The 24,285-nt window shown below is 69.3% G+C and carries 26 protein-coding genes; 15 read left to right on the forward strand and 11 right to left on the reverse strand.

The features are described from left to right. Positions 1-29 precede the first annotated feature (29 nt). Genes C454_RS03695 through C454_RS03710 form a run of 4 tightly spaced genes read right to left on the reverse strand, consistent with a single transcriptional unit; the run spans position 30 to position 4,838 of the window. Positions 30-1,805 (reverse strand): hypothetical protein, encoded by a 1,776-nt coding sequence (locus tag C454_RS03695; protein WP_004972755.1) that lies wholly within the window; start codon positions 1,803-1,805, stop codon positions 30-32. Next, on the reverse strand, positions 1,799-3,781 hold the full coding sequence (locus C454_RS03700) for a type II/IV secretion system ATPase subunit (protein WP_004972757.1): 1,983 nt from the start codon (positions 3,779-3,781) through the stop codon (positions 1,799-1,801). The genes C454_RS03695 and C454_RS03700 overlap by 7 nt, the downstream gene beginning before the upstream one ends. A gap of 32 nt (positions 3,782-3,813) precedes the next feature. Next, entirely contained in the window at positions 3,814-4,275 is a 462-nt protein-coding gene (locus C454_RS03705) for a DUF7311 family protein (protein ID WP_004972759.1), read from the reverse strand. Beyond that, positions 4,272-4,838: a DUF7310 family coiled-coil domain-containing protein gene (locus tag C454_RS03710; RefSeq protein WP_004972761.1), complete on the reverse strand. Its 567-nt coding sequence runs from the start codon at positions 4,836-4,838 to the stop codon at positions 4,272-4,274. Before C454_RS03710 ends, C454_RS03705 begins: the two co-directional genes overlap by 4 nt. A gap of 114 nt (positions 4,839-4,952) precedes the next feature. Here C454_RS03710 and C454_RS03715 point away from each other — a divergent pair, with 114 nt between their 5' ends. Then, complete coding sequence (locus C454_RS03715) at positions 4,953-6,035, forward strand: tubulin/FtsZ family protein (RefSeq protein WP_004972763.1); 1,083 nt, start codon at positions 4,953-4,955, stop codon at positions 6,033-6,035. Between the two features lie 206 nt (positions 6,036-6,241). Next, on the forward strand, positions 6,242-7,345 hold the full coding sequence (locus C454_RS03720; RefSeq protein ID WP_004972765.1) for a glutamate-cysteine ligase family protein: 1,104 nt from the start codon (positions 6,242-6,244) through the stop codon (positions 7,343-7,345). Between the two features lie 57 nt (positions 7,346-7,402). On the opposite strand, the gene C454_RS03725 is transcribed toward C454_RS03720, so the two are convergent. After that, positions 7,403-8,752, reverse strand: a complete 1,350-nt coding sequence (locus tag C454_RS03725) for an alkaline phosphatase family protein (RefSeq protein WP_004972767.1) — start codon at positions 8,750-8,752, stop codon at positions 7,403-7,405. 207 nt (positions 8,753-8,959) lie between these two features. After that, on the reverse strand, positions 8,960-9,811 hold the full coding sequence (locus tag C454_RS03730; RefSeq protein ID WP_004972769.1) for a hypothetical protein: 852 nt from the start codon (positions 9,809-9,811) through the stop codon (positions 8,960-8,962). Positions 9,812-9,955: 144 nt separating this feature from the next. On the opposite strand from C454_RS03730, the gene C454_RS03735 reads away from it, so the two are divergent. From C454_RS03735 to C454_RS03745, 3 genes are read left to right on the forward strand one after another with little or no spacing between them, the layout of a single operon-like run. Then, positions 9,956-10,396 carry a DUF5788 family protein gene (locus tag C454_RS03735; RefSeq protein ID WP_004972771.1) on the forward strand — a complete coding sequence of 147 codons (441 nt, stop codon included), beginning with the start codon at positions 9,956-9,958 and terminating at the stop codon, positions 10,394-10,396. After that, complete coding sequence (gene polX / locus C454_RS03740; protein ID WP_004972774.1) at positions 10,393-12,144, forward strand: DNA polymerase/3'-5' exonuclease PolX; 1,752 nt, start codon at positions 10,393-10,395, stop codon at positions 12,142-12,144. Before C454_RS03735 ends, polX begins: the two co-directional genes overlap by 4 nt. Then, positions 12,137-12,700 carry a Mut7-C RNAse domain-containing protein gene (locus C454_RS03745; RefSeq protein WP_004972779.1) on the forward strand — a complete coding sequence of 188 codons (564 nt, stop codon included), beginning with the start codon at positions 12,137-12,139 and terminating at the stop codon, positions 12,698-12,700. Before polX ends, C454_RS03745 begins: the two co-directional genes overlap by 8 nt. 60 nt (positions 12,701-12,760) lie before the next feature. Here the strand turns inward: C454_RS03745 and C454_RS03750 are convergent, their stop codons facing one another. After that, a complete protein-coding gene (locus C454_RS03750) occupies positions 12,761-13,759 on the reverse strand; it encodes a DUF7139 domain-containing protein (protein ID WP_004972781.1) in 999 nt (332 codons plus the stop codon). Positions 13,760-13,931: 172 nt separating this feature from the next. Between C454_RS03750 and C454_RS03755 the strand changes: the two genes are divergently transcribed. The 4 genes from C454_RS03755 to C454_RS03770 are packed head-to-tail and all read left to right on the forward strand — an operon-like array spanning position 13,932 to position 16,001. Further along, positions 13,932-14,213: a DUF5789 family protein gene (locus C454_RS03755; protein WP_004972783.1), complete on the forward strand. Its 282-nt coding sequence runs from the start codon at positions 13,932-13,934 to the stop codon at positions 14,211-14,213. Between the two features lie 2 nt (positions 14,214-14,215). Further along, positions 14,216-14,887, forward strand: a complete 672-nt coding sequence (locus tag C454_RS03760; RefSeq protein ID WP_049904948.1) for a CPBP family glutamic-type intramembrane protease — start codon at positions 14,216-14,218, stop codon at positions 14,885-14,887. Continuing rightward, positions 14,884-15,495, forward strand: coding sequence for a GrpB family protein (locus C454_RS03765; protein WP_004972789.1), 612 nt, complete (start codon positions 14,884-14,886; stop codon positions 15,493-15,495). Before C454_RS03760 ends, C454_RS03765 begins: the two co-directional genes overlap by 4 nt. Positions 15,496-15,545: 50 nt before the next feature. Further along, on the forward strand, positions 15,546-16,001 hold the full coding sequence (locus tag C454_RS03770; RefSeq protein ID WP_004972792.1) for a DUF302 domain-containing protein: 456 nt from the start codon (positions 15,546-15,548) through the stop codon (positions 15,999-16,001). A gap of 33 nt (positions 16,002-16,034) precedes the next feature. On the opposite strand, the gene C454_RS20640 is transcribed toward C454_RS03770, so the two are convergent. The 3 genes from C454_RS20640 to C454_RS03780 all read right to left on the reverse strand — a co-directional run bounded on the left by C454_RS20640 (position 16,035) and on the right by C454_RS03780 (position 18,572). Continuing rightward, complete coding sequence (locus C454_RS20640) at positions 16,035-16,208, reverse strand: hypothetical protein (protein ID WP_004972794.1); 174 nt, start codon at positions 16,206-16,208, stop codon at positions 16,035-16,037. Positions 16,209-16,244: 36 nt separating this feature from the next. Continuing rightward, entirely contained in the window at positions 16,245-17,507 is a 1,263-nt protein-coding gene (gene nreA / locus C454_RS03775; RefSeq protein WP_004972796.1) for a DNA repair protein NreA, read from the reverse strand. Positions 17,508-17,591: 84 nt separating this feature from the next. Continuing rightward, the gene (locus tag C454_RS03780; protein ID WP_042663705.1) at positions 17,592-18,572 is read right to left on the reverse strand and encodes a transcription initiation factor IIB; all 981 of its coding nucleotides are present in this window, start codon (positions 18,570-18,572) and stop codon (positions 17,592-17,594) included. 118 nt (positions 18,573-18,690) lie between these two features. Here C454_RS03780 and rnhA point away from each other — a divergent pair, with 118 nt between their 5' ends. Further along, positions 18,691-19,284 carry a ribonuclease HI gene (rnhA, locus tag C454_RS03785; RefSeq protein WP_004972799.1) on the forward strand — a complete coding sequence of 198 codons (594 nt, stop codon included), beginning with the start codon at positions 18,691-18,693 and terminating at the stop codon, positions 19,282-19,284. Next, on the forward strand, positions 19,277-19,837 hold the full coding sequence (locus C454_RS03790; RefSeq protein ID WP_004972801.1) for a DUF7108 family protein: 561 nt from the start codon (positions 19,277-19,279) through the stop codon (positions 19,835-19,837). Before rnhA ends, C454_RS03790 begins: the two co-directional genes overlap by 8 nt. Positions 19,838-19,872: 35 nt before the next feature. Here the strand turns inward: C454_RS03790 and C454_RS03795 are convergent, their stop codons facing one another. Beyond that, positions 19,873-20,232 (reverse strand): PadR family transcriptional regulator, encoded by a 360-nt coding sequence (locus tag C454_RS03795; protein ID WP_004972802.1) that lies wholly within the window; start codon positions 20,230-20,232, stop codon positions 19,873-19,875. A gap of 335 nt (positions 20,233-20,567) precedes the next feature. Between C454_RS03795 and C454_RS03800 the strand changes: the two genes are divergently transcribed. The 4 genes from C454_RS03800 (at position 20,568) to C454_RS03815 (ending at position 24,260) form a co-directional block, all read left to right on the forward strand. After that, positions 20,568-21,101, forward strand: a complete 534-nt coding sequence (locus tag C454_RS03800) for an inorganic diphosphatase (protein ID WP_004972805.1) — start codon at positions 20,568-20,570, stop codon at positions 21,099-21,101. Between the two features lie 518 nt (positions 21,102-21,619). Further along, positions 21,620-22,519, forward strand: coding sequence for a rhomboid family intramembrane serine protease (locus C454_RS03805; RefSeq protein WP_004972808.1), 900 nt, complete (start codon positions 21,620-21,622; stop codon positions 22,517-22,519). Position 22,520: 1 nt separating this feature from the next. After that, positions 22,521-23,348 carry an endonuclease V gene (locus tag C454_RS03810; RefSeq protein ID WP_004972809.1) on the forward strand — a complete coding sequence of 276 codons (828 nt, stop codon included), beginning with the start codon at positions 22,521-22,523 and terminating at the stop codon, positions 23,346-23,348. Between the two features lie 66 nt (positions 23,349-23,414). After that, the gene (locus C454_RS03815; RefSeq protein WP_004972811.1) at positions 23,415-24,260 is read left to right on the forward strand and encodes an SDR family oxidoreductase; all 846 of its coding nucleotides are present in this window, start codon (positions 23,415-23,417) and stop codon (positions 24,258-24,260) included. Positions 24,261-24,285: the final 25 nt, after the last annotated feature.

The raw sequence follows: 24,285 nt of genomic DNA on the forward strand, positions 1-24,285 counted from the left end.
CCGGTGACGAGCGTCCCGAGGACCGCGACTCAGACGAGCGTCCCCGCGGCGGCGAACGCGACTGCGAACGTCGTCGTCGCCGAGACGAGCGCGCGGCCGACGCGGGAGGCCACGAGGTGACGGTCGAGACCGTGTTCGACGCCGACCGAGAGCGTCGTCAGGATGACCGCCGAGAGGAGGACGTACGCGCCGACGGCCAGCCCGAGGTCGGCGGTCGAAAGCGGCGTCGCGACGGCCGTCTGGTCGAGCGTCTTCGCGGGGGCCATCCCGTCGGCGAGCGCGACGGTCGCACCGGCGACGAGCGGCCCGAAGACGGCGGCCGTGTTCGACAGCGTCTCCGTGACCGAGGCGAGTTCGCGGCGGGCCTCGGCGTCGAGTCGGGAGAGCGCCGAGAGCTGGTCGGCCATCGAGACGATTGCGCGACCGGCGGGTCGACCCTCGCTGGCGGCGAGGCCGAGGAGCGTCGCCACGCCCGCGACGCGGGGGCTCGGCGTCGATTCGAGGACGCCGTACTCGCCGCGGAACGACTCGACGACGCCCACTCGGAGGCGACGCTGGACGCCGACGGCCTCTTCGAGCAGGTCGCCGGTTTCGCCCGGGACCGAGGTGGCCGCGCGGGCGAGCGCGGATTCGACGGCCTCGCCCTCGCCGACGGCGCGACCGACGAGGTAGAGCGCGTCGGAGAGGCCGTCTTCGACCGCGCGGACGCGGGCTCTGAGCGCCACGACCGGGCGGGCCGCGACGAACAGCGCGGTTCCGGTTCCGATGCCGACGGCGGCGAGCGGCGCGAGCCACGGCGCGACGAGCGCGTCGGCGGCGACGAAGCCGATGATTCCGGCGACTGCGCCACCGGCGACGCCGAGAGCGCGGTGGTCGTCGACCGCGGGGTGAGACGCGTCGACCGAGAGCGGCGCGAACGCGACCGGCCGCCGAACGAGCACCCATCCGACCGCGGCGAGGAGACAGGCGGGAAGCGCCACGTCGTAGACGAAGGCGACGTGCCCGGCGGTGACGCCGACGCCGGCGACGCGGGCGGCCGGGAGCGCGCCGACCAGCGCGAGCGGGAGCAGGACGCCGAAGGCGTAGACCGCCGTCACCGGCCCGCGGACGGAGCCGACGAAGTCGGCGAGGCGGTCGCGGGTGCCCTCGCGGACGACCTCGTGGGCCCGGTCGAGCGCCCGGTCGCGCTCGCCGGCGGGAACGTCGGCGGCGGTCTGCAGGAGCGCAGTCGAGCGGTCGAGCGCCGGGAACCACGTGCGCCAGGCGTCGGCGAACTCGGAGAGCCCCGCCGTCGGCGTCCCGCGGGCGCGGTCGACGTGTGCGGCGAGCGAGGCCGAAAGCGGGTCGTCGCCGCCGTGCGCGGCGAACGCGCTGGCCCGCTCGACCGAGGGCTCGATGCGCATCCGGAGCGCGATACGGCCGACGAGTTCCGGCGCGTTCCCGAGCGCCCGCGTCCGGCGGAGCGTCGCCAGCCAGACCGGGAGCGTGTGAATCGCGTGGGCCGCACCGAGCGCGGCCGCGAGCGCGACGAAGACGACCGTGACGGTCGGGAGTCGAGCGAGATGGGCGACCAGTCCGCCGAGTAGCCCGGCGGGAAGCGACGAGCCGTAGCCCGCGGCGACGACCGTCTCGGGGGCGAGATTCGAGCCGAGAAACGCGAGCGACCGACGAAGGTCGTCGCTCGGCTCGGCGTCGATTGAGTCGGGCGAGAGCCGCGCGAGCGTCGTCGCGGCCGAGTGAAGTATCCGAGTCGAAGCGGAGTCCGCTCCCGCTCCCGTGCTCGTGGCCGTGTCCGGACTCAGCATCCCGAACCACGCTCCGCGCGGGCCGCGGCGATGTCGTCCGGCGTCGTTCGTCCCGTGTCAGCCAGCGATTCGAGACGCGCAGCGCGAGCGTCGAGCGCGTCGAGTACGTCCGCGTACGACTCGTCGGGACGGGCCACGGACTCGACCGCGAGGCTGTCGCCGCGCGCGACCGACCCCGTCGGTTCGAGGGTGCGTCCGTCGTGTTCGAACAGCGTCTCGAACGTCGCGTCGTCGCCGACGGGCCGGACCTCCTCGACGCGTGCGACCCGGTGAGCGTTCGCGCGCTCGCAGGTGACGACGAGGTCGGTCGCGGCGAACGACGACGCCGGGACGCCGAGGTCGGAGACGACGCGCTCGCGCACGTCGGCGGCCCCGTCGCCGTGAATCGTTCCGAGGACCGCGTTGGCGTTCGCCCCGACGCGCATCGCCTCGTAGAGGACGGCGGCCTCCTCCCCCCGGACTTCGCCGAGGGCGAGCGCGCCGTCACCCAACCGGAGCGCCGCGTGAAGCGCCTCCTGCGGCGTCGGTTCGGGGCCGCCGGTCGTGTCGGTTCGGAGCGTCTGCACGTCGCGGTCGGCGTCCAGCAGGTTCGACGCCGGAAGCTCCGGCGTGTCCTCGATGAGCACCGTGCGAACGTCGCGCGGGAGTTCCCACAGGAGCGAGCCGAGGAACGTCGTCTTGCCGGCCCCGCGCGACCCGGCGACGAGGACCGAGGCACCGCGTTCGACCGCGAGCGAGCAGAGCGCCGCGGCCTCGGCCGAGAGCGTCCCGTTGGCGACGAGCGCGGGGAGCGTCAGCGGCGTCTCGTCGTGGCGGCGGAACGCGAAGCCGAGGCCGTCGCTGGCGGGCGCGGTCACGCCCGCGACCCGAACGGTCGCGCCGCCGGCCTCGACCACGGTGTCGAGCGTCGGGTCGGCGCGGGAGAACGACGCGCCGCTCACGCGACGCAGGCGGGAGGCGAGCGACTCCGCCCCGCCGGGGGCGAGGCGGACGTTCGTCGGCATCGAGACGCCGCCGGCGACGACGCGAATCGGGTTCTCGTCGGCGGGCGTCGAGACGTACACGTCCGAGACTGCGGGGTCGGAAAACAGGTCGTCGAGGACGCCGTGGCCCGCGGTGTGCTTCGCCAGTATCGCCGCGAGCGTCTCGACCGGGTCGTCCGGGTCGGCGACGAGACTGACGGCGCGGCCCGGTGCGCGCGGGCCGGCGTCGACGGCACCGCTGGCGAGTCTGTCGTGGGCGGCTTCGAGAGTCCGCGCCGCGCGCTGGTCGAGCGCCGATTCGGGCGGCGTGAGGTGGTAAACGGGGCCGCGAGCGCTCTCGTACCGGCGGGCGACCGCGCCGGTGTCGAGGTCGGTCGCTCCGACGAGTCGCCCGTCGGCCGGGGGACGGGGGTCGACTCGGGAGCGCGCGAGCGTCGGGCCGACGACCGCCCGGAGCGCGTCGCCGTAGTCGGCGCTTCGAGACGCACCCGCTGCGAGTCCGGTCTCGATGGCCGCGCGGCGGACCGGCCCCGCGCGACCCGTCGCCTCGTGGGCGGCCCCGAGCGGGTCTTCGCGGGCGCGGTCGGCGAGGCGGTCGTCGCGGAAGCGGACGCGCTCCGCGAACCGGCCGGCGGCGACGAGCAGGCCGGTCGCGGCGTCGTCGTACCGGCGCTCCAGTCCGTCGGCTCGGACGACGAGCCGGTCGGCGTCACGGGTTTCGAGCGCGCCCACGACCGTTGCTCGACAGGCGGACGCAGTCGAAAGCGACCCGCGGTGCGGGCAGTCCCCGGCGTCGACCACGAGCGTCACGGTGTCGTCGTCGGGGCGGTCGGCGGGCGTCGAGAACGCGGTCACACAGCCACACTCGTCGGGAGAATCGCGGGGTGCGACCCGAACGCCGGTCGCGTCGGCGAGGCGGTCGCCGAGCGCGTCCGGGAGCGCCGCGGCGACGGTTTCGGAGAGGGGTCCGATGGAAGAGGAGTCGAGGGGCATACGGGGGCGTGGTCCCGTCCGGGTATTTGAACCTACGCCGCCGGCGGGTCGGCCGTCGCGGGGGCGAGGACGACGACCGAACCGCCCGCGTCGGCTTCGAGCGTCAGCCTGAGTCGGTGTTCGCCCGGCCCGAGGACGAGTCGGTCGCCGACGACGCGAATCCGAGGACCGCCGACGCGACGGACGACGGTCGGGCCGCCGGCGACGCTCGCCGAGAGTTCGACGCCGTCGCCGCCGCGAACCGCGAGTTCGGAGACGCCGGCGGCCCGCCACGACCCGGCGGGAACGTCGAGGACGACGTGCCGCCGCGCACCCGCCACACCGGCGGGTGTCGGGTCTTCCGCGGCCGCGAGCGCCGTCGCGGCGTGCGCGACGTCGTCGGCCATCGAGCCGATTTTCACGGTCGTCGCGTCCGCTCTCGCCGCGTCGGCCGCCGGGAAGACGACGCCGGCGATGGCGACCGCGAGGAGGCACGCGAGGACGACGCGAATCACAGCGCGTCGCGGAGGCGGGCGGCCAGTCCGCGGTCGGCGGAGTCGGCGGCCCGGGAGTCGGTGGCTCGGGTGCTAGGTTCGCGCCTGGGAGTACCGCCGCGCCCGTCGGCGGGTCGTTCGGCGTGCGACGCCGCCTCCGCGGCGAGCGTGTCGGCCGACTGCGACGGCGCGGGAGACGCGGTCTCGTCGACGAGGTCGGCTTCGAGCGATTCGGCCTTGGCGAGCGCGGCGTTCGCCCGGCGCTCGACGTCCTCGTTGACCGCGCGGACGCCGCCGAGGTAGCCGCGCACCGCCTGCGTCGCGGCGTCCACCTCGTCGAGGCGCTCGGTGAGCGACTCGACCGCCGATTCGAGCTCGGAGACCCGACGCTCGACGGACGCGAGGTCCTCCAGCGACGAGAAGTCGGCGTCGCCGTCGGTGATGGTTCGCTCGACCGCGTCGAGCCGCGCGGCGAGGTCGGCAGTGCGGTCGGCGGTGTGGTCCGCCGCGACCGGTCCGCGGGAAGCGGGCGTGCCGGCGTCTGCGTCACCGTCAGCGTCGAAGTGGACTGGGTCGGCTGTCATGGGGCGGCCTGGCCCCGTTATCCCTGATAAAGCTCCGGGGTTGAACAGGGTTCGAGCGGCCGAGCAGTTCTCCCGTGGGGAACGTTCAAGACGAGCGACGGAGTGGACTGTGGTATGAAAACCGTCCTGATTGGTGTGGGCCAAGCGGGTGGGAAGCTCACCACCGCCCTCCAGTCGTTCGACCGACAGATGGGGTTCGGCGCGGTGCTCGACGCCGTCGCGGTGAACACCGCGAAAGCGGACCTCCAGCCGCTTCCGGTCGAGACCGTGCTCATCGGCCAAGACCGCGTCAACGGTCACGGCGTCGGCGGCGACAACGAGCTCGGAGCCGAGGTCATGGAGGCGGACCAGACCGAGGTCATGTCCGCCCTCGACGGCCGCGTCACGGCCGAAGCGGAGTCGATTTTCGTCGTCGCCGGGCTCGGCGGCGGCTCCGGGTCCGGCGGCGCGCCCGTCCTCGCGAAGGCGCTCCGCCGCGTCTACGACGTGCCGGTGTACGTCCTCGGAATCCTGCCCGGACAAGACGAAGGAGCGATGTATCAGGTGAACGCCGGCCGCTCGCTCAAGACCATCGCCCGCGAGTCCGACGCCGTCCTCCTCGTCGACAACGACGCCTTCCGCTCGTCCGGCGAGTCGATGAGCGAGGGCTACGACGCCATCAACGACGCCATCGCCCGGCGGGTCGGTCTGCTCTTGGCGGCCGGCGAGGCGACCGAGGGCGTCGGCGAGAGCGTCGTCGACACCTCCGAAGTCATCAACACCCTCCGTTCCGGGGGCATCGCCGCGCTCGGTTACGCGAGCGCCGAGGCCTCTCCCGACGCCGAGGACAACATCAACGCGGTCATGAGCACGACCCGTCGCGCCGTGCTGACGGGCACGAGCCTGCCGGACGCCAGCGACGCGGACTCTGCGCTCGTCATCATCGCCGGCGAACCCGACACCATCCCGCGGAAGGGCGTCGAGCGAGCGCGCCGCTGGGTCGAAGAGGAGACCGGCAGCCTGCAGGTCCGCGGCGGCGACTTCCCGCTGGAAAGCGGCCGTCTCGCGTCGCTCGTCCTCCTCGGCGGCGTCGAGCGCTCCGAGCGGGTCGAGTCGTTCATGGAACGCGCCCGCGAGGCCATCGACCAGGCGAAGACCGAAACGCGAGAGGACCCCAAAGAGATGTGGCACAACGACGACCTCGACGACCTGCTGTGATGGCGACCGGCCAACACTGGCGCGACTAACGACCACATAATTCCACTTTTTCAAGACGTTCGTCCACCGAATGCCGGAGTTCTCCCCAATCTGCGAATGACTTTTCCGTCATGCCCCCAATCCGTGCTATGTGTTACCAATGATTGGGTGTAGGTGGAACGAAACGATGAGCGTAGGAGCCGTCTCGGCGCGACGCCGGGGTCACCATGTCTGAGTCGGCGGTCGACCCGCTCCGGCGAAGCGTCGAAGTCGAGTACTGGGTCACCGACGGCGACGGGTCACTCACCGACCCGGGCGAGCTCGTCGACGCCTCGCCGGGGGCCGAGCGGGAGTTCGTCGAGCCGGTGTTGGAGGTGAAGACGACGCCGTGCGACTCGGCGGCCGAGTTGCGCGAGGAGCTGTACGAGCGGCTCGGCGACGTCCTCTCGCGGGCCGAGGTCGTCGGAAAGCGGCTCGTCCCGCTCGCCACGCCGATTAGCACCGAGACGGTGACGGAGCGTCAGAGCGACCGAACCCGCATCCAGAACCGCGTCATCGGGTCGGACTTCCGGTACGCGCGGCACTGCGTGGGGACGCACGTCCACGTCGAACAGCGCCCCGGCCGCGAGATCGACCAGTACAACGCGCTCGTGGCGCTGGACCCCGCGCTGGCGCTGGTGAACTCCTCGCCGTACTACGACGGGAAGCGGTTGGCGGCGGGCGCGCGGTCGAAGCTGTACCGCCGGATGACCTACGACGACGTGCCCCACCAAGGCCGGCTGTGGCGCTACGCCGACGACACGCGGGAGTGGTCGCGCCGCCTCGAACGCCGGTTCGAGGAGTTCGTCGTGCGCGCCGAGGAGGCGGGCGTCGACCGGGCGACCGTCGAGGCGAACTTCGACCCCGAGAGCGCGGTCTGGACGCCGGTGCAACTCAGAGCCGAGTTCGGCACGGTCGAGTGGCGCTCGCCGGACTGCGCGCTCCCGAGCGACGTGCTCAGGCTGGCGAACAGCGTCGCGGGCGTGGTGAACCGCCTCGACGACGCGGCCCTCGCAATCGAGGGCGAGGCCGGCGGCGTGACGGACGACCGGGTCGTCCTCCCCGAGTTCGACGCGGTTCTCGGCTACGTCGACGCCGCCATCGAGGACGGCCTCGACTCCGAGGCGGTGCGGTCGTACCTCGACCGGATGGGGTTCGACGTGGACGCGTACAGCCCTGTGTCGCACGAGGTAGCCGACCGCGAGACGGTCACGGCCGCCGAGGCGAGAGAGGTGCGACTGGCTCACGCCGACCGTCTCGAACGGGACGTCTGGAACGCGGTCCGGCAGTAAGCGATAAACCGCCGCGAGCGACTGCGAAAAGACGGAACCGGAAGCCGAAGCGGTCGCTTACTGCTGGATGAGGCTCGCGCCGTCGAGTTCAGTGCGGCTGTACTCGATGTCCATGAGGTCGAGGATGGTCGGCGCGATGTCGTAGAGGTCGGCGTCCTCGATGACCGCACCGGGGTCGTCGACGTAGAGCGTCGCGTTGTCGAACGAGTGCATGCCGTTGCGGGGGCCGACGCCGAACACGTCGTCGTGGCCCTTGAACCCGGACTTCAGGTCGAAGCCGTGGTTCGGGATGACGACGAGGTCGGGGGCGATGTCGTCGTGGTCGCCGCGGAAGGCGTCCTCCTTGACGACGACGCGGTCTGCGACCTTGTTGCCGTCGGGGCCTTCGAGGCCTTCGAGTTCGGCCTTGAGCTCGTCGCGGACGTCCTCGTACTCCGACTGCGGGACCGACCCGCGGGGCTCGCGCCCTTCGAGGTTGATGAAGAACCGGCCGGGGATGAGCGAGTACGCCTTCGAGTCTTTGTCGATGTCCGAAAGCGAGTCGTGGTCGTCGTCCTCGTAGGAGAGCCAGCCGTTCTCCTCGAGCCACGTGTTGCAGTGGACCTCGTAGTCGAGGGACGTAAAGCCGTGGTCGGACGCGACGATGAGCGTCACGTCCTCGGGGAGGGCGTCGCGGATGCGGCCGAGGTAGTCGTCGACGGTGCGGTAGAAATCCATGAAGGCGTCCTTGTTCTTCCCGTCGCGCTCGTAGTCCTTGAACAGGAAGTGGTTGACGCGGTCGGTCGTCATGAAGACGCCGAAAAAGAGGTCCCAGTCGTCCTGGTCGATGTAGCGCTCGAACGCCTCGTAGCGCCGGTCGAGCGTCTTGCGGGCGTCCTCCATGAACGCGGTCTTGTCCTCGTCGTGACCGAGCTTCGCGTTCACGTCGATCTTGTAGTTCATCTCGGAGAGCGCGTCGCGGAAGTCGTCGGGGTAGGCGGCCTTGTCGACGCCGGGCGAGAGGAAGCCCGAGACCATGCGCTGGACGTTGCGCTGGGGCGGGAACGTCACGGGGACGTTCATCACGGTGGCCTTGCGGCCGGCGTCGGTGACGCGGTCCCAGACGCGGGTGGCCTGCACGTCCCGACCCATCGGGACGTAGGTGTCGTAGGAGCCGACCTCACGGTCCTGGAAGCCGTAGACGCCGGTCTCGCCGGGGTTGACGCCGGTCGTGAGCGCCGGCCAACACGCCGAGGACTCGGGCGGGACGATGCTGTCGATGTCGCCCGCCGAGCCCGCGTCGGCCAGCGCCGCGAAGTTGGGGAACTCGTCGGGATGCTCAGAGAGGAGAGTGAACGGAACCCCGTCGATGCCGATGAAGGCGACGCGGGGGTGGTCTTTGCCGCGGAGTCGGTCGAACAAACCCATACCTCACGGTATCCAAGAGAACCATAAGAAGGTTCGTCTCTCCGCCGGAGTTTGCGACGAGAGACGACGGATACGGGGCCGCTGTCGGAGAAAGCGGCGAATCTCACCGGACGAGGGCGGGGCGCTACCACCGACGACGACGTGTCAGACGCGAATCAGGCTATCTCGACCGGCCGGGCAGCCCGCGTGCGGGACCGTCCGCGCAGCCTAGACCCGCGGCTGCCCGGGCATCGAGAACGGGCGCTCCTGAGCGACGGCGGTCCGACCGCTGACCCGAAGTTCGCTCGCGACGACGAACGCCAGCCCCCACGCGACGAGCGCGACCGCCCACATCGACCCCACGCTGGACACCTGGGTCGGGAAGACGAGCGAGACCGCGCCGAAGTAGACGGCGAGGCCGCCGGTCAGCCACGCGACGAAGCGGTGTCCGGGCGCGCCCGCGGCCGCGACGAGACCGAGCAAGAGCAGTCCGATTGCCATCGTCGTCATCTCCATGTAGTGGCCGGCGACGGCGTGAACGTCGCCGGTCGCCTGCAGACCGAACTGGTTGACCGCGAACGCGAGCACCGGGAGCGCCGCGACCGCGACGAGGCCGAGGAGCGCCGGGCTGTAGTCGTCGCCGACCGAGATGACGTCCCGTCCCGCGGGATGGAACAGTAGCATCAGTCCGGTGAGCACGAAGAAGGGGACGACCTCCTCGACCGGCCCGCCGCCGACGACGGTGCCGACGAGGACGAGCGTCGTCACGGCGAAGGCCACCTGCATGAGCGCGACCCGCTTCAGCGGACGGTACAGTTGGCTCGCGACGCCGAGGATGATTATCCAGACGTTCGCCGCGATGACCATCACGTGCAGGCGGTGTTCGGCGAGCACGTCGCCGCCCGCGCCCCAGCCGACGACGGCGAACGAGAGCAGTTCGCTGACGAAGACCGCCGCCATCCCGAGCGTCACGACCGCGAGCAGGTAGAACGCGTACAGCCGGGCCCGACCGAACGCGGTCGACGAGTCGCCGGCGTCCGGGGCGTCGGTACTACTATGTTGATTGGTATCAATGGACATGGTTCAGGAGAGAGTACGACGGCCGAGAGAATAACCGTTATTCGGGGGTTTCGGACCTGTTTCTCCGCCGGACGCTCAGCGAGTCGAGAGAGTCGGGTCGGAACGGGCGAAGGAGCGAAGTGCCGCGCGGGACAACGACCGGACGTGAAGGAGTTCGAGCGTAAACAGCTCTTGGAGCGCGTCAATCGGGAGGGTGCGACCGTCGGCACGCAGATTCCCGACCGCATCGAGGTCCAAGGCGAGGAGATAGACCTCAGGGAGTTCGTCTTCGAGATCAAGCGCCGCGACACCATCCCCTCGGGCGAGCGGGAGCGCGTCGACCAGGCGAAGCGGAACCTCCGCCGCGAGCGCCTCGAACGGCTCCAGCGAATCGAGGACAACGAGGTGAGCTACGACGAGGGGCGGCGGCTGGCCGAGGACATCGTCGGCATCGACCGGGCGTTGAACGCCCTCGAACAGCTTCGGGCGGTCGACCTCGAACAGGAGGAAAACCGCCAGAACGCCGCGGACCAGAAGCGGTGGATGAGCTTCCTGAAGAAGGCGCTGGGGCGCGACGGCGGCAAGGGCAAACGGGGCGGCCGATGAGCCGAAACGACGAGATAGCGAGCCTGCTGGAGGAGTTCGCCGACCTGTTGGAGGCGAAGGACGTGGCCTACAAGCCGTCGAGCTACCGCCGCGCCGCCGAGAACGTCCGCGAGCATCCGAAGCCCGTCGAGGAACTCGCCGCGGAGGGCGAAGACGCGGTCCAAGAGATAGACCGCGTCGGCGACGCCATCGCCTCGAAAATCGTCGAGTACGTCGAGACCGGCAGCATCGAGGAGTTGGAGGAGCTCCGCGCGGACCTCCCGGTTGACATGGCCGGGCTGACGAGCGTCGAGGGCGTCGGCCCGAAGACGGTCGGCAAACTGTACGAGGCGCTCGGCGTCGCCGACCTCGACGACCTCGAAGCGGCCGCCCGCGACGGGGAGATACAGGAGGTCAAGGGGTTCGGCGCGAAGACGGAGGCGAACATCCTCGACGGCATCGAGTTCGCCCGCGAGGCGACCGGCCGCGAACTGCTCGGGAAGGCGCGACCCGTCGCCGACGACCTGCTTTCGTACCTCGGCGACCACGACGCCGTCGGCAGGGTCGAGCCCGCGGGGTCGATGCGGCGGTGGCGCGAGACGGTCGGCGACATCGACGTGCTCGCCGAGAGCGCCGACGCCGAGGCGGTCATCGACCGCTTCCTCGCGTGGGACCTCGTCGGCGACACCATCGAGGCGGGCGAGCAGAAGGCGAGCGTCCGGGTGAACGGGATGCGGGTCGACCTCCGGGTCGTCGCCCCCGCGGAGTACGGCGCGGCGCTCCAGTACTTCACCGGGAGCAAGGACCACAACGTCCACCTCCGCAACATCGCCATCGACCGCGGCCTCAAGATGAACGAGTACGGGATGTTCGACGTCTCCGACGTGGACGACCCCGACGACGGCCCGCGGGCCGGAACCCGCGTCGCCGGCGACACCGAGGAGTCGATGTACGCCGCGCTCGACCTCCCGCTCGTCCCGCCGGAGCTGCGCGAGGACACCGGCGAAATCGAGCGCGCCGCCGACGGCGACCTGCCCGACCTCGTCGCGGAGGGCGACCTCCGCGGCGACCTCCACACCCACACCGACTGGTCTGACGGCGACAACACGGTTGCCGAGATGGTCGCGGCCGCCGAGGAACGCGGCTACGACTACCACGCCGTCACCGACCACGCCACCGGCCCCGGCATGGTCGGCGGCGTCGGCGTCGAGGACGACGACCTACTCGACCAGATTGCCGAGGTCCGCGCCGCCGCCGACGACGCCGACATCGCGGTGTTCACCGGCGTCGAGGCCAACATCGACGCCGAGGGCGGCATCTCCGTCGCCGACGACGTGCTCGACCAACTCGACGTGGTGGTCGCCTCGCCACACAGCGCGCTCGACCAGGACCGCGAGACGGCCACCGAGCGACTCGTCACCGCGATGGAACACCCCGCGGTGAACATCCTCGGCCACCCGACCGGTCGGCTCATCAACCAACGGCCCGGCCTCCCCCTCGACTACGAGCGACTCGCGGAGGCCGCCGTCGAAAACGGCGTCGCGCTCGAACTCAACGCCAGCCCGTACCGTCTCGACCTGAACGGCGAGGCGCTCAAAATCGCCGTCGAGGCGGGCGCGACAGTCGCCATCGACACCGACGCCCACCGACCAGCCGAACTCGACCACGCCCGCTACGGGGTCCACACGGCCCGCCGCGGCTGGGTCGAAACCGCGGACGTGCTGAACGCGCGGTCGGTCGAGGAACTGTCCGATTTCCTCCGTGACTGACGACGTTGGGGCCGACCACCCCGGCACGGTCGCCTCGGGCGTCGACCGCGCCGCTCCCGGCGACACGGCGCTCCTCTTGGACGTGATGCTCGGCAAGCTCGCCACCTACCTGCGGATGTGCGGCTACGACGCCGAATATGCGCTCGACAGCGAGGACGAGGCGGGTGATTCTGAAGGTAACCGCGACCCCCGAACCGACCCCGGCGACGACAGCCTGCTCGCGCGGGCGGACGCCGAGAGGCGTGTTCTTCTCACACGCGACGTGCGACTGGCCGAGCGAGCCTCCCGGAGCGTCCTCCTCGCCGAACGGGAACCAATCGCGCAACTCCGCGAACTCGAATCGGTCGGCTTCGCGGTTTCGCTGGACGAGGAGCCGTCGCGGTGCGGCGCCTGTAACGGCCGCGTGGAGGCCGTCGGCCGCGACGAACCGGTCCCCGACTACGCGCCCGACCCGAAGGAGACGGCGCTGTGGCGGTGTCGCGACTGCGGGCAGGTGTTCTGGCGCGGGAGCCACTGGCGCGACGTGGAAGCGAGATTGGACGGCGGAGAACAGTAAGCGGAACGCGGTCGTCGGTCGTTCGGGTCGGCGGCGGGACTACTCGGGTCGGCGGCGGGACTACTCGCGGCGGCGCGGGAACCACTCGTCGCAGGCTTCCATGTCCCGCATCATCTCGTCGTGGGCCGCGCAGTAGGGCTTGAGCCCGTCGGAGGTGCGGACGTACTCGAAGTACGTGCAGTTGCCGCAGTAGCGGTCGCCGACCGTGGCGTTCGCCGGGCGGTCCGCGGCGGGGTGGTCGGCCGCGCCGGCCGGCGAGCGCTCCGATTCCGCCGACTGGACGGTATCGACGCCGGACTGCCCCGTCGCCGAGGCGTCGGGGGCGTTCGACCCGTCCGACGACGTCGAGGCCGAGGCCGAGGACGAAGCCGAGGGTTCGACGTCGAGCGGGGTGATGTCCTGCGTCGACGCGCCACCGTCGGTCGCGCCGGCGGTCGGGTCGGCACCGGCGGTCGACTGGTTCGTCTGCGTCTGAACGTCGCCGTCGGGCGTGCCGCCGAGGAAACCGATGCCGCCGAGGCCGCCGCCGGACTTCTCGACTTCGACGACGCGGGTCTCGCCCTTCTTCGTCACTTGGACCGTGGCCGTGCCGCCGGGGTCGTTCCGCGTCTTGAAGTTGGCGACGCCGACGAACAGACACCAGAACGTCGTGAGCGTGCCGAAGAAGTAGACGGCGACGGTTTCGAGGGTGAGGTCGGGAAGGCCGGCCCCGCAGGTCGCGCCGGTCCACTGACACGGGTAGGCGTGCGAGAAGAGCGCGACGCCGAGAACGGCGATGCTCGCTCCGATGAGCGACGCGGCGCGGGTTCGACGGCTCGCGGGGAGGACAGCGAGGACGCCGAGGAAGACGGCGGGGACGCCGATGCCTCCGAGGATGCCCCCGAGTTCGCGCGCTTCGCCGAGGGTCGCCCCGCCGGACGTGTACACGTCGGTCGTCGCGACGACGATGCCCGCGACGACGAGCAACACGCCGAGGAGGAACCCCCCGAAGCCCAGGGACAGCCGTCGGAGACTCGGCCCGCCCCGGCCGCCGTGGTACGCCTCCGAAAGACTGGTCATGGCCCCGACTACGAAAGCAGCCCCTAAAACGATGCGTCAGACGATTATCTGTTTCTCGACACGTCGCGGGCTGTCGATATCCGCGCGTCGGCCCGCCGGACGCGTCGCCGGCCCGTCATCGTCGCATGCGAATCTCGAAGGGATTATCATGCGCGGTGGCTAACCCTCGCGCATGGCTGACGAGGAAGCAGACGAGGCACCCGCCGTCGAACTCGGTACGGGCGCGTCCGTCGAAGGTGCGCCCCTCGCGCGCGTCGCCTCCCGACTGACGTGGCCGCAAGAAAAGAGCAGCATCCTGAACAAAGAAGGCGACGCGGTCATCCGCACGCCCGACGGTCCCCAGAGCCTCGAAGACGTGCTCGCCGAGGCCGACGAGACCTACTTCGAGACGCGACAGACCTTCGTCGACGACGTGCTCGACATCGTCGGCCGCGACCCCGTCCAGACGGAATAACGGTGTTGCGCCGCCGGCTCGCCCGCCTCCCGTGGCTCTACCGCGCCCTCATCGTCGGGGGCGTCGTCGGGGCCGCGTGGAGTCTCTGGCCGCTTCCCGCCGGCGACCTCACCTACCGCGCGGTCCACGACGCCCTCCTGTTCATCCTCGTACCCGGAGCGCTCGCGCTCGCCCACGGTCGCAACCTCGGCTGGAACGTCGACCGGGCGGCGCTCCGCAACACGGTTCTCCTCGCGCTGTTCGTTCTCCCGTTTTACCTCGTCGGGTCGAGCCTGCCGTCGATTCGGGCGTACTACCCGATGTGGCACACCTCGACCGCCCTCGCCGACTTCCTCCCGCACGCGGCCCAGCAGTTGCTCGTCGTCGTCGCGGCCGAGACGTACTACCGCGGCCTGCTCTGCGTCGGCGTCCGCGAAATCGGCCGGAAGAGCGCGCTCATCAGCCCGGTGCTCTACGCGTTTCACCACGTCGGCAAGCCCCCGATAGAGATTCTCCTGTCGGCACCGACGGACGTGCTCTTCGGCCTCGTCGACTACGAGAGCGACTCGATTCTGCCCTCCATCGTCGCCCACGGCGGGGGGCTCATCCTCTTGGACTGGCTCGTGCTCCACCCGCCGCTGTTCCCCCCCGAGCGGGTCGCCGCGGCGCTCCAGTGGCTCCCGATTCCGCTATGAGCGACGGTGGCGGCGACCGCAAGGACCGGTCTGCGGCCGACGACCCATATCCGTCGCTCGGCCTCGCCCGCGGCACCGTCGAACTCGCCGCGCACGACCCGCGCTGGCGCGAGGCGTACGAGCGCGAGGTCGAGCGCCTGCGACCGCGACTCGGTGGCGCAGGAGGCGGCGACAGCGTCCGATTCGAACACGTCGGGAGCACCGCAGTTCCGGGATTAGCCGCAAAGCCCATCCTCGACCTGCTCGTCCTCGTCTCCGACCTCGACGATGCCGAGGGCGTCGCGCGGGCGCTCGAAGCCGCGGGCTACGAGGAGCGCCCCGACGACGACGTTCCCGACCGCCGATTTTTCGTCCGCGGCCCGCCCGAGCGGCGGACGCACTATCTCTCCGTGACCGAAGTCGGGAGCGACTGCCACCGCGAGCAGGTCACCTTCCGCGACGCGCTCCGCGCAGACGACGACCTCGCGGCCGAGTACGAGCGACACAAGCGCAGGCTCGCCGAGGCGCACCCCGACGACCGGAGTCGGTACACGAACGCGAAGGCGTCGTTCGTCGAATCCGTGCTCGACGACGCCGCGTCGTGGGAAGTCGACGACTCGCTCGTGTAGGTCGAGCACACTACCATAGCTTTTCCCCGCCGGGGAGTCAAGGGTGGGTCATGGCACTCCCAATCGACCCCAGCGCCATCAAACCGGAAGACATCGGCGAGGAACGCGTCGTCCTCGAGATGGAACACGAGGCGGCAATCGAGCGCGTCCGCGAGGCGTTCACCGACGCCGGGTTCGGTGTCGCCACCGAATTTTCGCCCTCCGAGATGCTCAACGAGAAGGTCGACGCCGGCCGCGACCCCTACTACGTCCTCGGCGCGTGTAACCCGAACATGGCGGACCGCGCGCTCGACGCCACCGACAAGAAGATGGGCGGGCTCTTCCCGTGCAACGTGGTCATCTGGGAGGAGGAACCGGGCAAGCAGGTCGTCTACCACCTGAGCATCATGCGCGTCGCCCGGCTCATCGGTATCGCGCCCGACAACGACGAGATGGCCGACATCATCGCCGACACGGGCGAACTCGTCGAACAGGCGCTCGCCAACCTCGACGCGGCCGAGGCATAATCGAGGTCACCGAGCGTATCCAGCCGTCTCGACTTACAACCCGTCTCGCGCGTCCACCGCGTCCGCGATGCGCTTGACGTCGCCCCGAATCTTGTACAGCAGGTAGAGCGCGACGAGCGCCGCGACCACGGGGAGGAGCGCGAAGATGCCGTAGATGAGGATGATGATGAGCAGTTCGGGACCGCCGGGTACCTGTAACGGGACCATGCGAGAACGTATTATCCGACTGTCAAAATACGTTGCTCACGTGAAGTCGAAGATGTCGGTCTGGAGGCCGGCGGCCATCGTGGACTTCCGCCGGAGGTCCGCGAGCGAGACGGGGAGGTACTCCGTCACGTCGCGGACGGCGTCGCCGAACGTCTCGGCGTCGGCCGTCTCGCCTTCGAAGGCGTGGCGGATGGACTCGCGTATCTGCCAGACGCCGACCGGCCCCCAGTAGTCGTCGGAGACGTGTCTGATGACGAGCGCCTTCGCCTGTCGGCCGCGCTCCTGGAGGTGTTCGAGGACGCCGAGTCGGGAGGCGTGGTACGCGCCGGCCGTCTCGTTCACGTAGCCGGTCCGGCCCTCGTAGCCCTCGCGGTCGGCCGCGAGGTACATCCCCGCCTCGGGGTCGGGGTTCCAGACGCTCCCCGGCGCTTTCAGCTCTATCAGTTCGAACTCCCAGCGCCCCGGCGCGAGGATGACCCAGAAGGCGTTGCCGATGAACTCGTTGCGGTAGATTTCGACGCCGTCGACGCTGTCAGCGTGTTTGACCTGTCCGCGGAGGTACTGGCCGAGCGTGTCGTCGACGGCGGTGATGGACCACCGCGTCGGGACGAGTCGGCGCTGTTCGGTCTGGCCGAGCGCGCCCGCAGAGAGGATGGTGTTGATGTCGTACACGTCGAAGCCGCGGCGGTAGAGGTACGTCATCGCGCCCTCGGCGTTCCAGTCGTCGTCTTCGAGCGTCTTTTTCACCAGTTTGGGGACGTGCGGGTTCTCCGCGAGGTCGGCGGAGCGGGCGCGGGCCCGCGGGCCGACGGGGGTCGCCACGTCGTCGGCGCTGGCGTCGAGGTCGAGCGACGGCTTCCCGTCGAGACCGATTTCGACCGTCACGGGGCGGTCGGCGATGGCGACCTCGCGTTGCGTCCCGAGGAAGCCGTCCCACGAGTCGGCGACGTTCGTCACCTTCGTCCCGCGGTTTGAGTTCAGAAGCGAGGTGCGCCGCTGGAACACGTCGTCGATGCTCACGCCCTCGTCGTACCACGCGGCGCTCGTCTCGAACGACGCCGCGTCCTCGTCGTGGCCGACCGGCGAGAGGATGCCCGTCGAGACGTTCGGATAGTTCGACCGCCCGACGAAGATAGACGGGGAGACGCCGCCGTACAGCGAGTCTCCCTGCACCGTCTCCTCGAACCGGTCTTGGAACGTCTCGAGGTGGTCGAGGATGCCGTAGGACTTCTCCTCGGCGAGTCGCCGCCGCTCGGCGCGCTCGTCCCGCTCGATGTCCATGTACTCGTCGAGCCGCATTCACCGGACGTGGGTCGCCCGCGGGTATGAACCTTCGGCGACGCGTCCGGGTTCAGAAGGGGATGCGACTCGCGCGGGTGGGGCTCAGGTGTGGATGCCCATCGCTTCGATCTGCTCTTGGTAGCGGTTCCGGATGGTGACTTCCGTCACCTGCGCGACCTCGGCGACCTCGCGCTGGGTCTTCTTCTCGTTGCAGAGAAGCGACGCGGCGTAGATTGCGGCGGCCGCGAAGCCGGTCGGCGACTTCCCGGAGAGAAGCCCCTGTTCCGCGGTCGTCTCGATAATCTCGTTCGCCTTCGACTGGACCTCCTTCGAGAGGTCGAGTTCGGACGAAAACCGCGGGACGTACTTCTTCGGGTCCACCGGCCGCATCTCCAAGCCGAGCTCCTGGGAGATGTAGCGGTACGTGCGACCGATTTCCTTGCGCTCGACGCGAGACACCTCGGAAATCTCTTCGAGGGAACGAGGAATGCCCTCCTTGCGACAGGCGGCGTAGAGCGCCGAGGTGGCGACGCCCTCGATGGAGCGCCCCCGAATCAGATCCTCGCTGAGCGCGCGGCGGTAGATGACCGAGGCGACCTCGCGGACCGACCGCGGGACGCCGAGCGCCGAGGCCATGCGGTCGATTTCGCTGAGCGCGAACTGGAGGTTACGCTCGCCGGCGTCCTTCGTGCGGATGCGCTCTTGCCACTTGCGCAGGCGGTGCATCTGCGACCGCTTCTTCGAGGAGATAGAGCGGCCGTAGGCGTCTTTGTCCTTCCAGTCGATGGTCGTCGTCAGCCCCTTGTCGTGCATCGTCTGCGTGGTCGGCGCGCCCACGCGAGACTTCGACTGCCGCTCGGAGTGGTTGAACGCCCGCCACTCCGGGCCGGGGTCGATGCGCTCTTCTTCGATGATGATGCCGGTCTCTTCGTGAATCAACTCGCCGTCGCCGGTCCGAACGACCTCCTCGGGGTCGAGGTCGTCGAGGTCCAACTCCTCTTCTGATGTCTCGTCGTCCTGTGACTCGTCTCCCCATCGAGTCCGGTCGTGCTCACGCTCCCGCTGGCGGGTAGGCCGTTTCATCGCATTTATATATTGTCTATTTCCTTGCACTTCAACCTTTGGCGGGGTTCGTCGACGTGTCGTCGTGCCCGCAGCGACGAACGGAGCGCCTTTACCGAATCACCGGTGAGGTGACGGTATGCCGACCGTCGAGTGCGACCCCGACGAAGCCCGAGGACGACTCGAAGCCGCGGGCGTGTCCGTCTCGCCCGGAAACACCGACCACGAGCGGTGGCGCGCCGAACGCGGCGACGCCAGCGCGGTCGCCTACGACGGGAAAGTCGTCGTACAGGGGTCGCGGCCGACCGACCTGCTCGCGCTCATCCAGCCGAAAGGCGGCCGCGCGCACGTCTACTTCGACGGCGCGAGCCGCGGGAACCCCGGCCCCGCGGCCATCGGGTGGGCTATCGTGACCAGCAACGGTATCGTCGCCGAGGGCTCGAAGCGAATCGGCGAGACGACCAACAACCGCGCGGAGTACGAGGCGCTCGTGGAGGCGCTGTCGGTCGCCGAGGAGTATGGGTACGACGAGATCGACGTGCGCGGCGACTCCCAACTGGTCGTCAAGCAGGTCCGCGGCGAGTGGAACACGAACGACCCCGGTCTCAAAGAGCGCCGCGTGAAGGCCCGAGAGCTGCTGTCGGCGTTCGACCGCTGGTCGCTGGAGCACGTACCGCGAGAGATAAACGACCGCGCCGACTCCTTAGCCAACGAGGCCCTCGACCATGCCTGAGCCAGAACTTCCCGAAGACGTGCTCTCCGAGGCCGAACGGCTGACGCGGCTGGCCCGCGACGCCGTGGACCCCGACGAGGCGGCGACGTATCGGTCCGTCCGCGACGACCTCGTGAGCGAGTACGAGTTCCGCGCGCGACACCGCGAAGAGGACGACGTGTTGGTGCTCCACCCCGACGAGTGGGTCGACGACGACGGGGTCGTCGACCCCACGGAAATCGACGATGTCGACCGCGGAATCGAACGCCCCCTGTCCGGGGCCGGAGAGGACCACGAGTGGGGCGCGGTCGAAGAGCACAACGCGGCGTACGTCGAGACCGTCGCCGAGGAACACGGCGCGGACCACGCGGCGAACGCGCGGGCGTTCGCGGACTTCCTCGGGAACCACTACGTCCGGCGAGTCGAGATGGCTGGCGCTCCCGAAGTGCGCGAGTTCGTCGAAGAATATTATCCACGCAACGCGTGGCCGACCGCGGAACAGCGGTCGTTGTTGCCGGAGTCGCTCGAGTTGCTCTTCGACGCCGCAGACGCCGAAGTGCCCGAATACAACTGAGCGAACCCCGCGGTTCGTGCGGTGTGTGCAGCCGATTACAGCTTGGCTTCGACGAGCTCCGAGACCATCTCGGCGCGCTCGTCGTCGGTGACGAACTTCGAGAGCATCCAGTCGAAGCGGTCGAGGACCGCCTGGAGGCCGTCGTCGGTCAGTTCGTACTGGTTCGTCCGCTTGTCGAGTTCGCTCTTTTCGACCAGCCCCATCTCGACGAGGTCGTCGAGGTTGGGGTACAGACGCCCGTGGTTGACCTCGGTGTCGTAGTACGATTCGAGGTGACGCTTGATAGCCAGGCCGTACATCGGTTCCTCGGCGAGAATGACGAGGATGTTCTGTTGGAACGCGGTGAGGTCCCGAGCCGCACCGGATTTGTTGCCAATTGTTTGTGCCTCTGACATGCATATGGAAATGTCACCTTCCTATTTAAACTTTGTCAACGAGCAGTCTGTTTCGCCGTCGTACGGAGGCCCATTATTCAAAGAAATTGGGGCAGAGCGCACACGAGTGCCGGGTATTGCACAGAGTCGAGTCACGGCGACAAAGGGAAGACGACGCAGCGTCGCCGAGCGGGCATACCCGGGGAATATCTCAGACGCATAGGAGTAGCGTCGTGGGATTCTGTGGGGAATACCTCCAGATATAGAGGGGTTCGAAGCGGCCGACGGGACCCGGATGACAGCGGTACGAGACCAATCCCGAAAGGACTTTTGCCCGCATCGAGGATGGGTTCGGTATGGTGAACCTCTGGGAAGACATGGAGACCGGCCCCGATGCGCCGGACGAAATCTACGCAGTTGTCGAGTGTCTCAAAGGCGAGCGCAACAAGTACGAGTACGACAAGGACATCCCCGGCGTCGTCCTCGACCGCGTGCTCCACTCCAACGTCCACTACCCGTCGGACTACGGCTTCATCCCGCAGACGTACTACGACGACGAAGACCCCTTCGACGTGCTCGTCCTCGTCGAGGACCAGACGTTCCCCGGCTGCGTCATCGAGGCCCGCCCGGTCGCGCTCATGAAGATGGACGACGACGGCGAGCAGGACGACAAGGTCATCGCCGTCCCCATCGAGGACCCCCGCTACGACCACATCGAGGACCTCGAAGACATCCCGCAGCAGACGCTCGACGAGATTGACGAGTTCTTCGCGACCTACAAGAACCTCGAGGCCGGCAAAGAAGTCGAGACGCTGGGCTGGGAGGACAAGCAGGCCGCCAAGGACGCCATCGAACACGCGATGGACCTCTACGAAGAGAACTTCGCGTAAGCGACTCCGCCGCGCGCTTTTTCGACGTCGCCTTCGAGTCGGAGCGTCGCCGCCGACCTCGGCGTCGACTCCCGAGACGCGTCCGACGGAAACCGACCAGCGTCGGCGACGCGGATACCCGACAGTTATCGCCGCCGCATCGACCGATAAATTATGCGCATGGGTAATCTTTAGTCCCTGTGTCGGGTACGTCGAGACGAGCATGGCAGCCAAGCAACCCCGTCTCGGGCTTCAGCACCCGACCGTCGTCCCCACGAACTTCACGCCCGCCGACGAGGCGGACGAAGACGCCGAGGAAGCGTCCTCCGAAGACGCGTAACCCCGAATTTCTCGCGCGACGACCGCCGAGCGCGACACGATGTCTACGCCGCCGACAGCCACGCGGCCGCCTCTGACAGATGGGGCGCCCCACCGACCGAAGCGACGAAACACCTGAATCTACCGCTCGTTCGCTGTATGTTCACACCCCACATCCATGAGGGAACCCCTTTTTATCTCGCCGCTGTAAGGCGTTGGTAATGCCTATCTGCGACGTGTGCGGCAAGGACGAGAGTCTGCCGTACCGCTGTTCACGGTGTGGCGGGACGTTCTGTTCCGAACACCGCCTCCCCGAGAACCACGACTGCGCGGGGCTCTCCGACTGGGACGACCCCGCCGGCGTCTTCGACAGTTCCTTCGACGATTCGGTGAACAATCAGGGCGGCCGCGGCGGCGGACTGCTCAGTTCGCTCGCGGGCGCAGGCGGCGTGCTCGGCTACTTCCGCGGGAACGTCACGTACCTGTTTCTCGCGCTGATGTGGCTCACGTTCTTCGCCCAACTCGTCTTGGAGCAGTTCCTCGGTCTCACCTCCCTCTCGATTAGCGCCTTCTACCTCACGAGCATTCACCCCGAGTACGTCTGGACGTGGGTCACCTCGATATTCGCCCACGGCGGCTTCTACCACATCGTCGGCAACTCCATCGTGCTGTTCTTCTTCGGCCCGCTGGTGGAGCGCTACGTCGGCTCGCGGAAGTTCGCGGCGCTGTTCCTCGTCAGCGGGATGCTCGCCGGACTGGCGCAGGTCGGCTCGTCGATGCTCCTGTCGCCGGGAAGTGTGAGCGCCGTCGTCGGCGCGAGCGGCGCCATCATGGCCGTCCTCGGCGTCCTGACGGTCCTGAATCCGGGGCTCCGCATCTATCTGTACTTCATCATCCCCGTGCCGCTGTGGCTGTTCACGCTCGGGTTCGCCGGCATCTCGGTGTTCTTCTTCGTCAGCCAGAGCGCCGACGGCATCGCCCACTTCGCGCACCTCATCGGCCTCGTCATCGGCCTCGCCTACGGCCAGCGGGTGAAGGGCCAGCGGAAGGTCCCCTCGCAGCTCTCGCTCGGCGGGCGCGGTCCCGGCGGTCCCGGCGGCCCCGGTCGCGGCCGGTTCTGAGATGCGTCCGGCCCGCCCCGAACTCGCGCCGCGCCCCGGCCTCTCGCGCGACGAGATGGAGTCACTCCAGCGCCGTGTCGCCGAGGCCGCCGTCTTCGAGGACGACCTCCCGTTCGACCCGACGCGCGTCTCGCTCGACTCTCCGGAGACGGAAAACGAGACGCTCACGGACGCGATAGCACCCGGCGGTGACGCCGACTCGCCACCGCCGCTCGTCGCCGGCATCGACCAGTCGTTTCTGGACGACCGCGCGCTGAGCGCCGTCGTCGTCCTCCGCGGCGGCGAGGTCGTCGAGCGCGTCCACGCCGTCTCCGACCTCGAGTTACCCTACATCCCCGGCCTGCTCTCGTTCCGCGAGGGCGGTCCCATCCTCGACGCGCTCGCCGAACTCGACCGCGACCCCGACCTGCTCGTCTTCGACGGCTCCGGCCGCATCCACTTCCGACAGGCCGGCCTCGCCACCCACCTCGGCGTCGTCTGCGACGCGCCGAGCATCGGCGTCGCCAAGTCTCTCCTCTGCGGGACGCCGGACGAGGACGTGGACGGCCGGCCGGAGGGCTGGCGAACGCCGATTCGCGCCGACGACTCGGTCGACCCGGTCGGCGGCCACCCCGCCAGCCCCGAGACGACCATCGGCTACGCCTTCCAGTCGCGGCAGTACGACTCGCGGCCCATCGTGAACCCGCTGTACGTCAGCCCCGGCCACCGCCTCTCTGCGGCCACGACCGTCGACCTCGTCTCCCGGCTCTCGGGGCAGTACAAGCTCCCCGAACCGACCCGGTTGGCCGACGCGTACGCCGACGAGGCGAAGGCGCAGTACGAAGACTGAGACGCGACCGCGGCCCAATCGTGGCGAACCGCGTACACTTAACAGCGCGCGGTTCGACCTACCGACGTGCATCAAAAGACGGTCCTCATCACCGGTTGCTCCTCGGGAATCGGGCGCGCGACGGCGCTCGACTTCCTCGACGAGGAGTGGGAGGTTTACGCCACCGCCCGGAACCCGGCCGACATCGAGACGCTGGGGGAACGCGGCGCGAACATCGCGACGCTCGACGTGACCGACCAGGGGGACGTCGACCGCGTGGTCGACCGCATCGCCGACGAGCAGGGCCGAATCGACTGCCTCGTCAACAACGCCGGCTACGGTCAGATGGGCCCCGTCGAGGACGTGCCGACCGAGAAGGTCCACGACCAGTTCGACGTGAACGTCTACGGCCCCCACCGACTCATGCGCGCCGTGTTGCCCCACATGCGCTCGCAGGGCGACGGCACCATCGTCAACGTCTCCAGCGTCGTCGGCCGCGTCGCCTTCCCCGGCACCGGCGTCTACGCCGGCTCGAAGTTCGCCATCGAGGCGATGACCGACGCGCTCCGCACCGAGGTCGAGGAGTACGGTATCGACGCCGTCCTCATCGAACCCGGTCCGGTCGAGACGCAGTTTTCGAACCGCGTGGACGACGAGGTCAACGGCAACGGCGAGGACGCCGACGGCCTCGACCGCTCCGGCGCGTACGAGAAGCTCTACAAGCTGTTCGACGACTCGCAGGCGCTCGGCGGCGGCGGTCCCGGCGCGATTCCGCCCGAGCGCGTCGCAGAAGACATCGTCAACGCCGCGAGTTCGACCAAGCCGCGGGCGCGCTACCAGCCCGGAACCGTCGCCCGCGTCGGCGTCCTCGCGCGCTTCCTGCCCGACGCGTGGCGCGACGCGCTCTACGGCTTCGCTCGCAAGCTGCCCTGAATTCGTCGCGGTCGGCCCGCGAACC

It is taken from the genome of Haloferax gibbonsii ATCC 33959 (assembly GCF_000336775.1).
GTDB lineage: Archaea > Halobacteriota > Halobacteria > Halobacteriales > Haloferacaceae > Haloferax > Haloferax gibbonsii.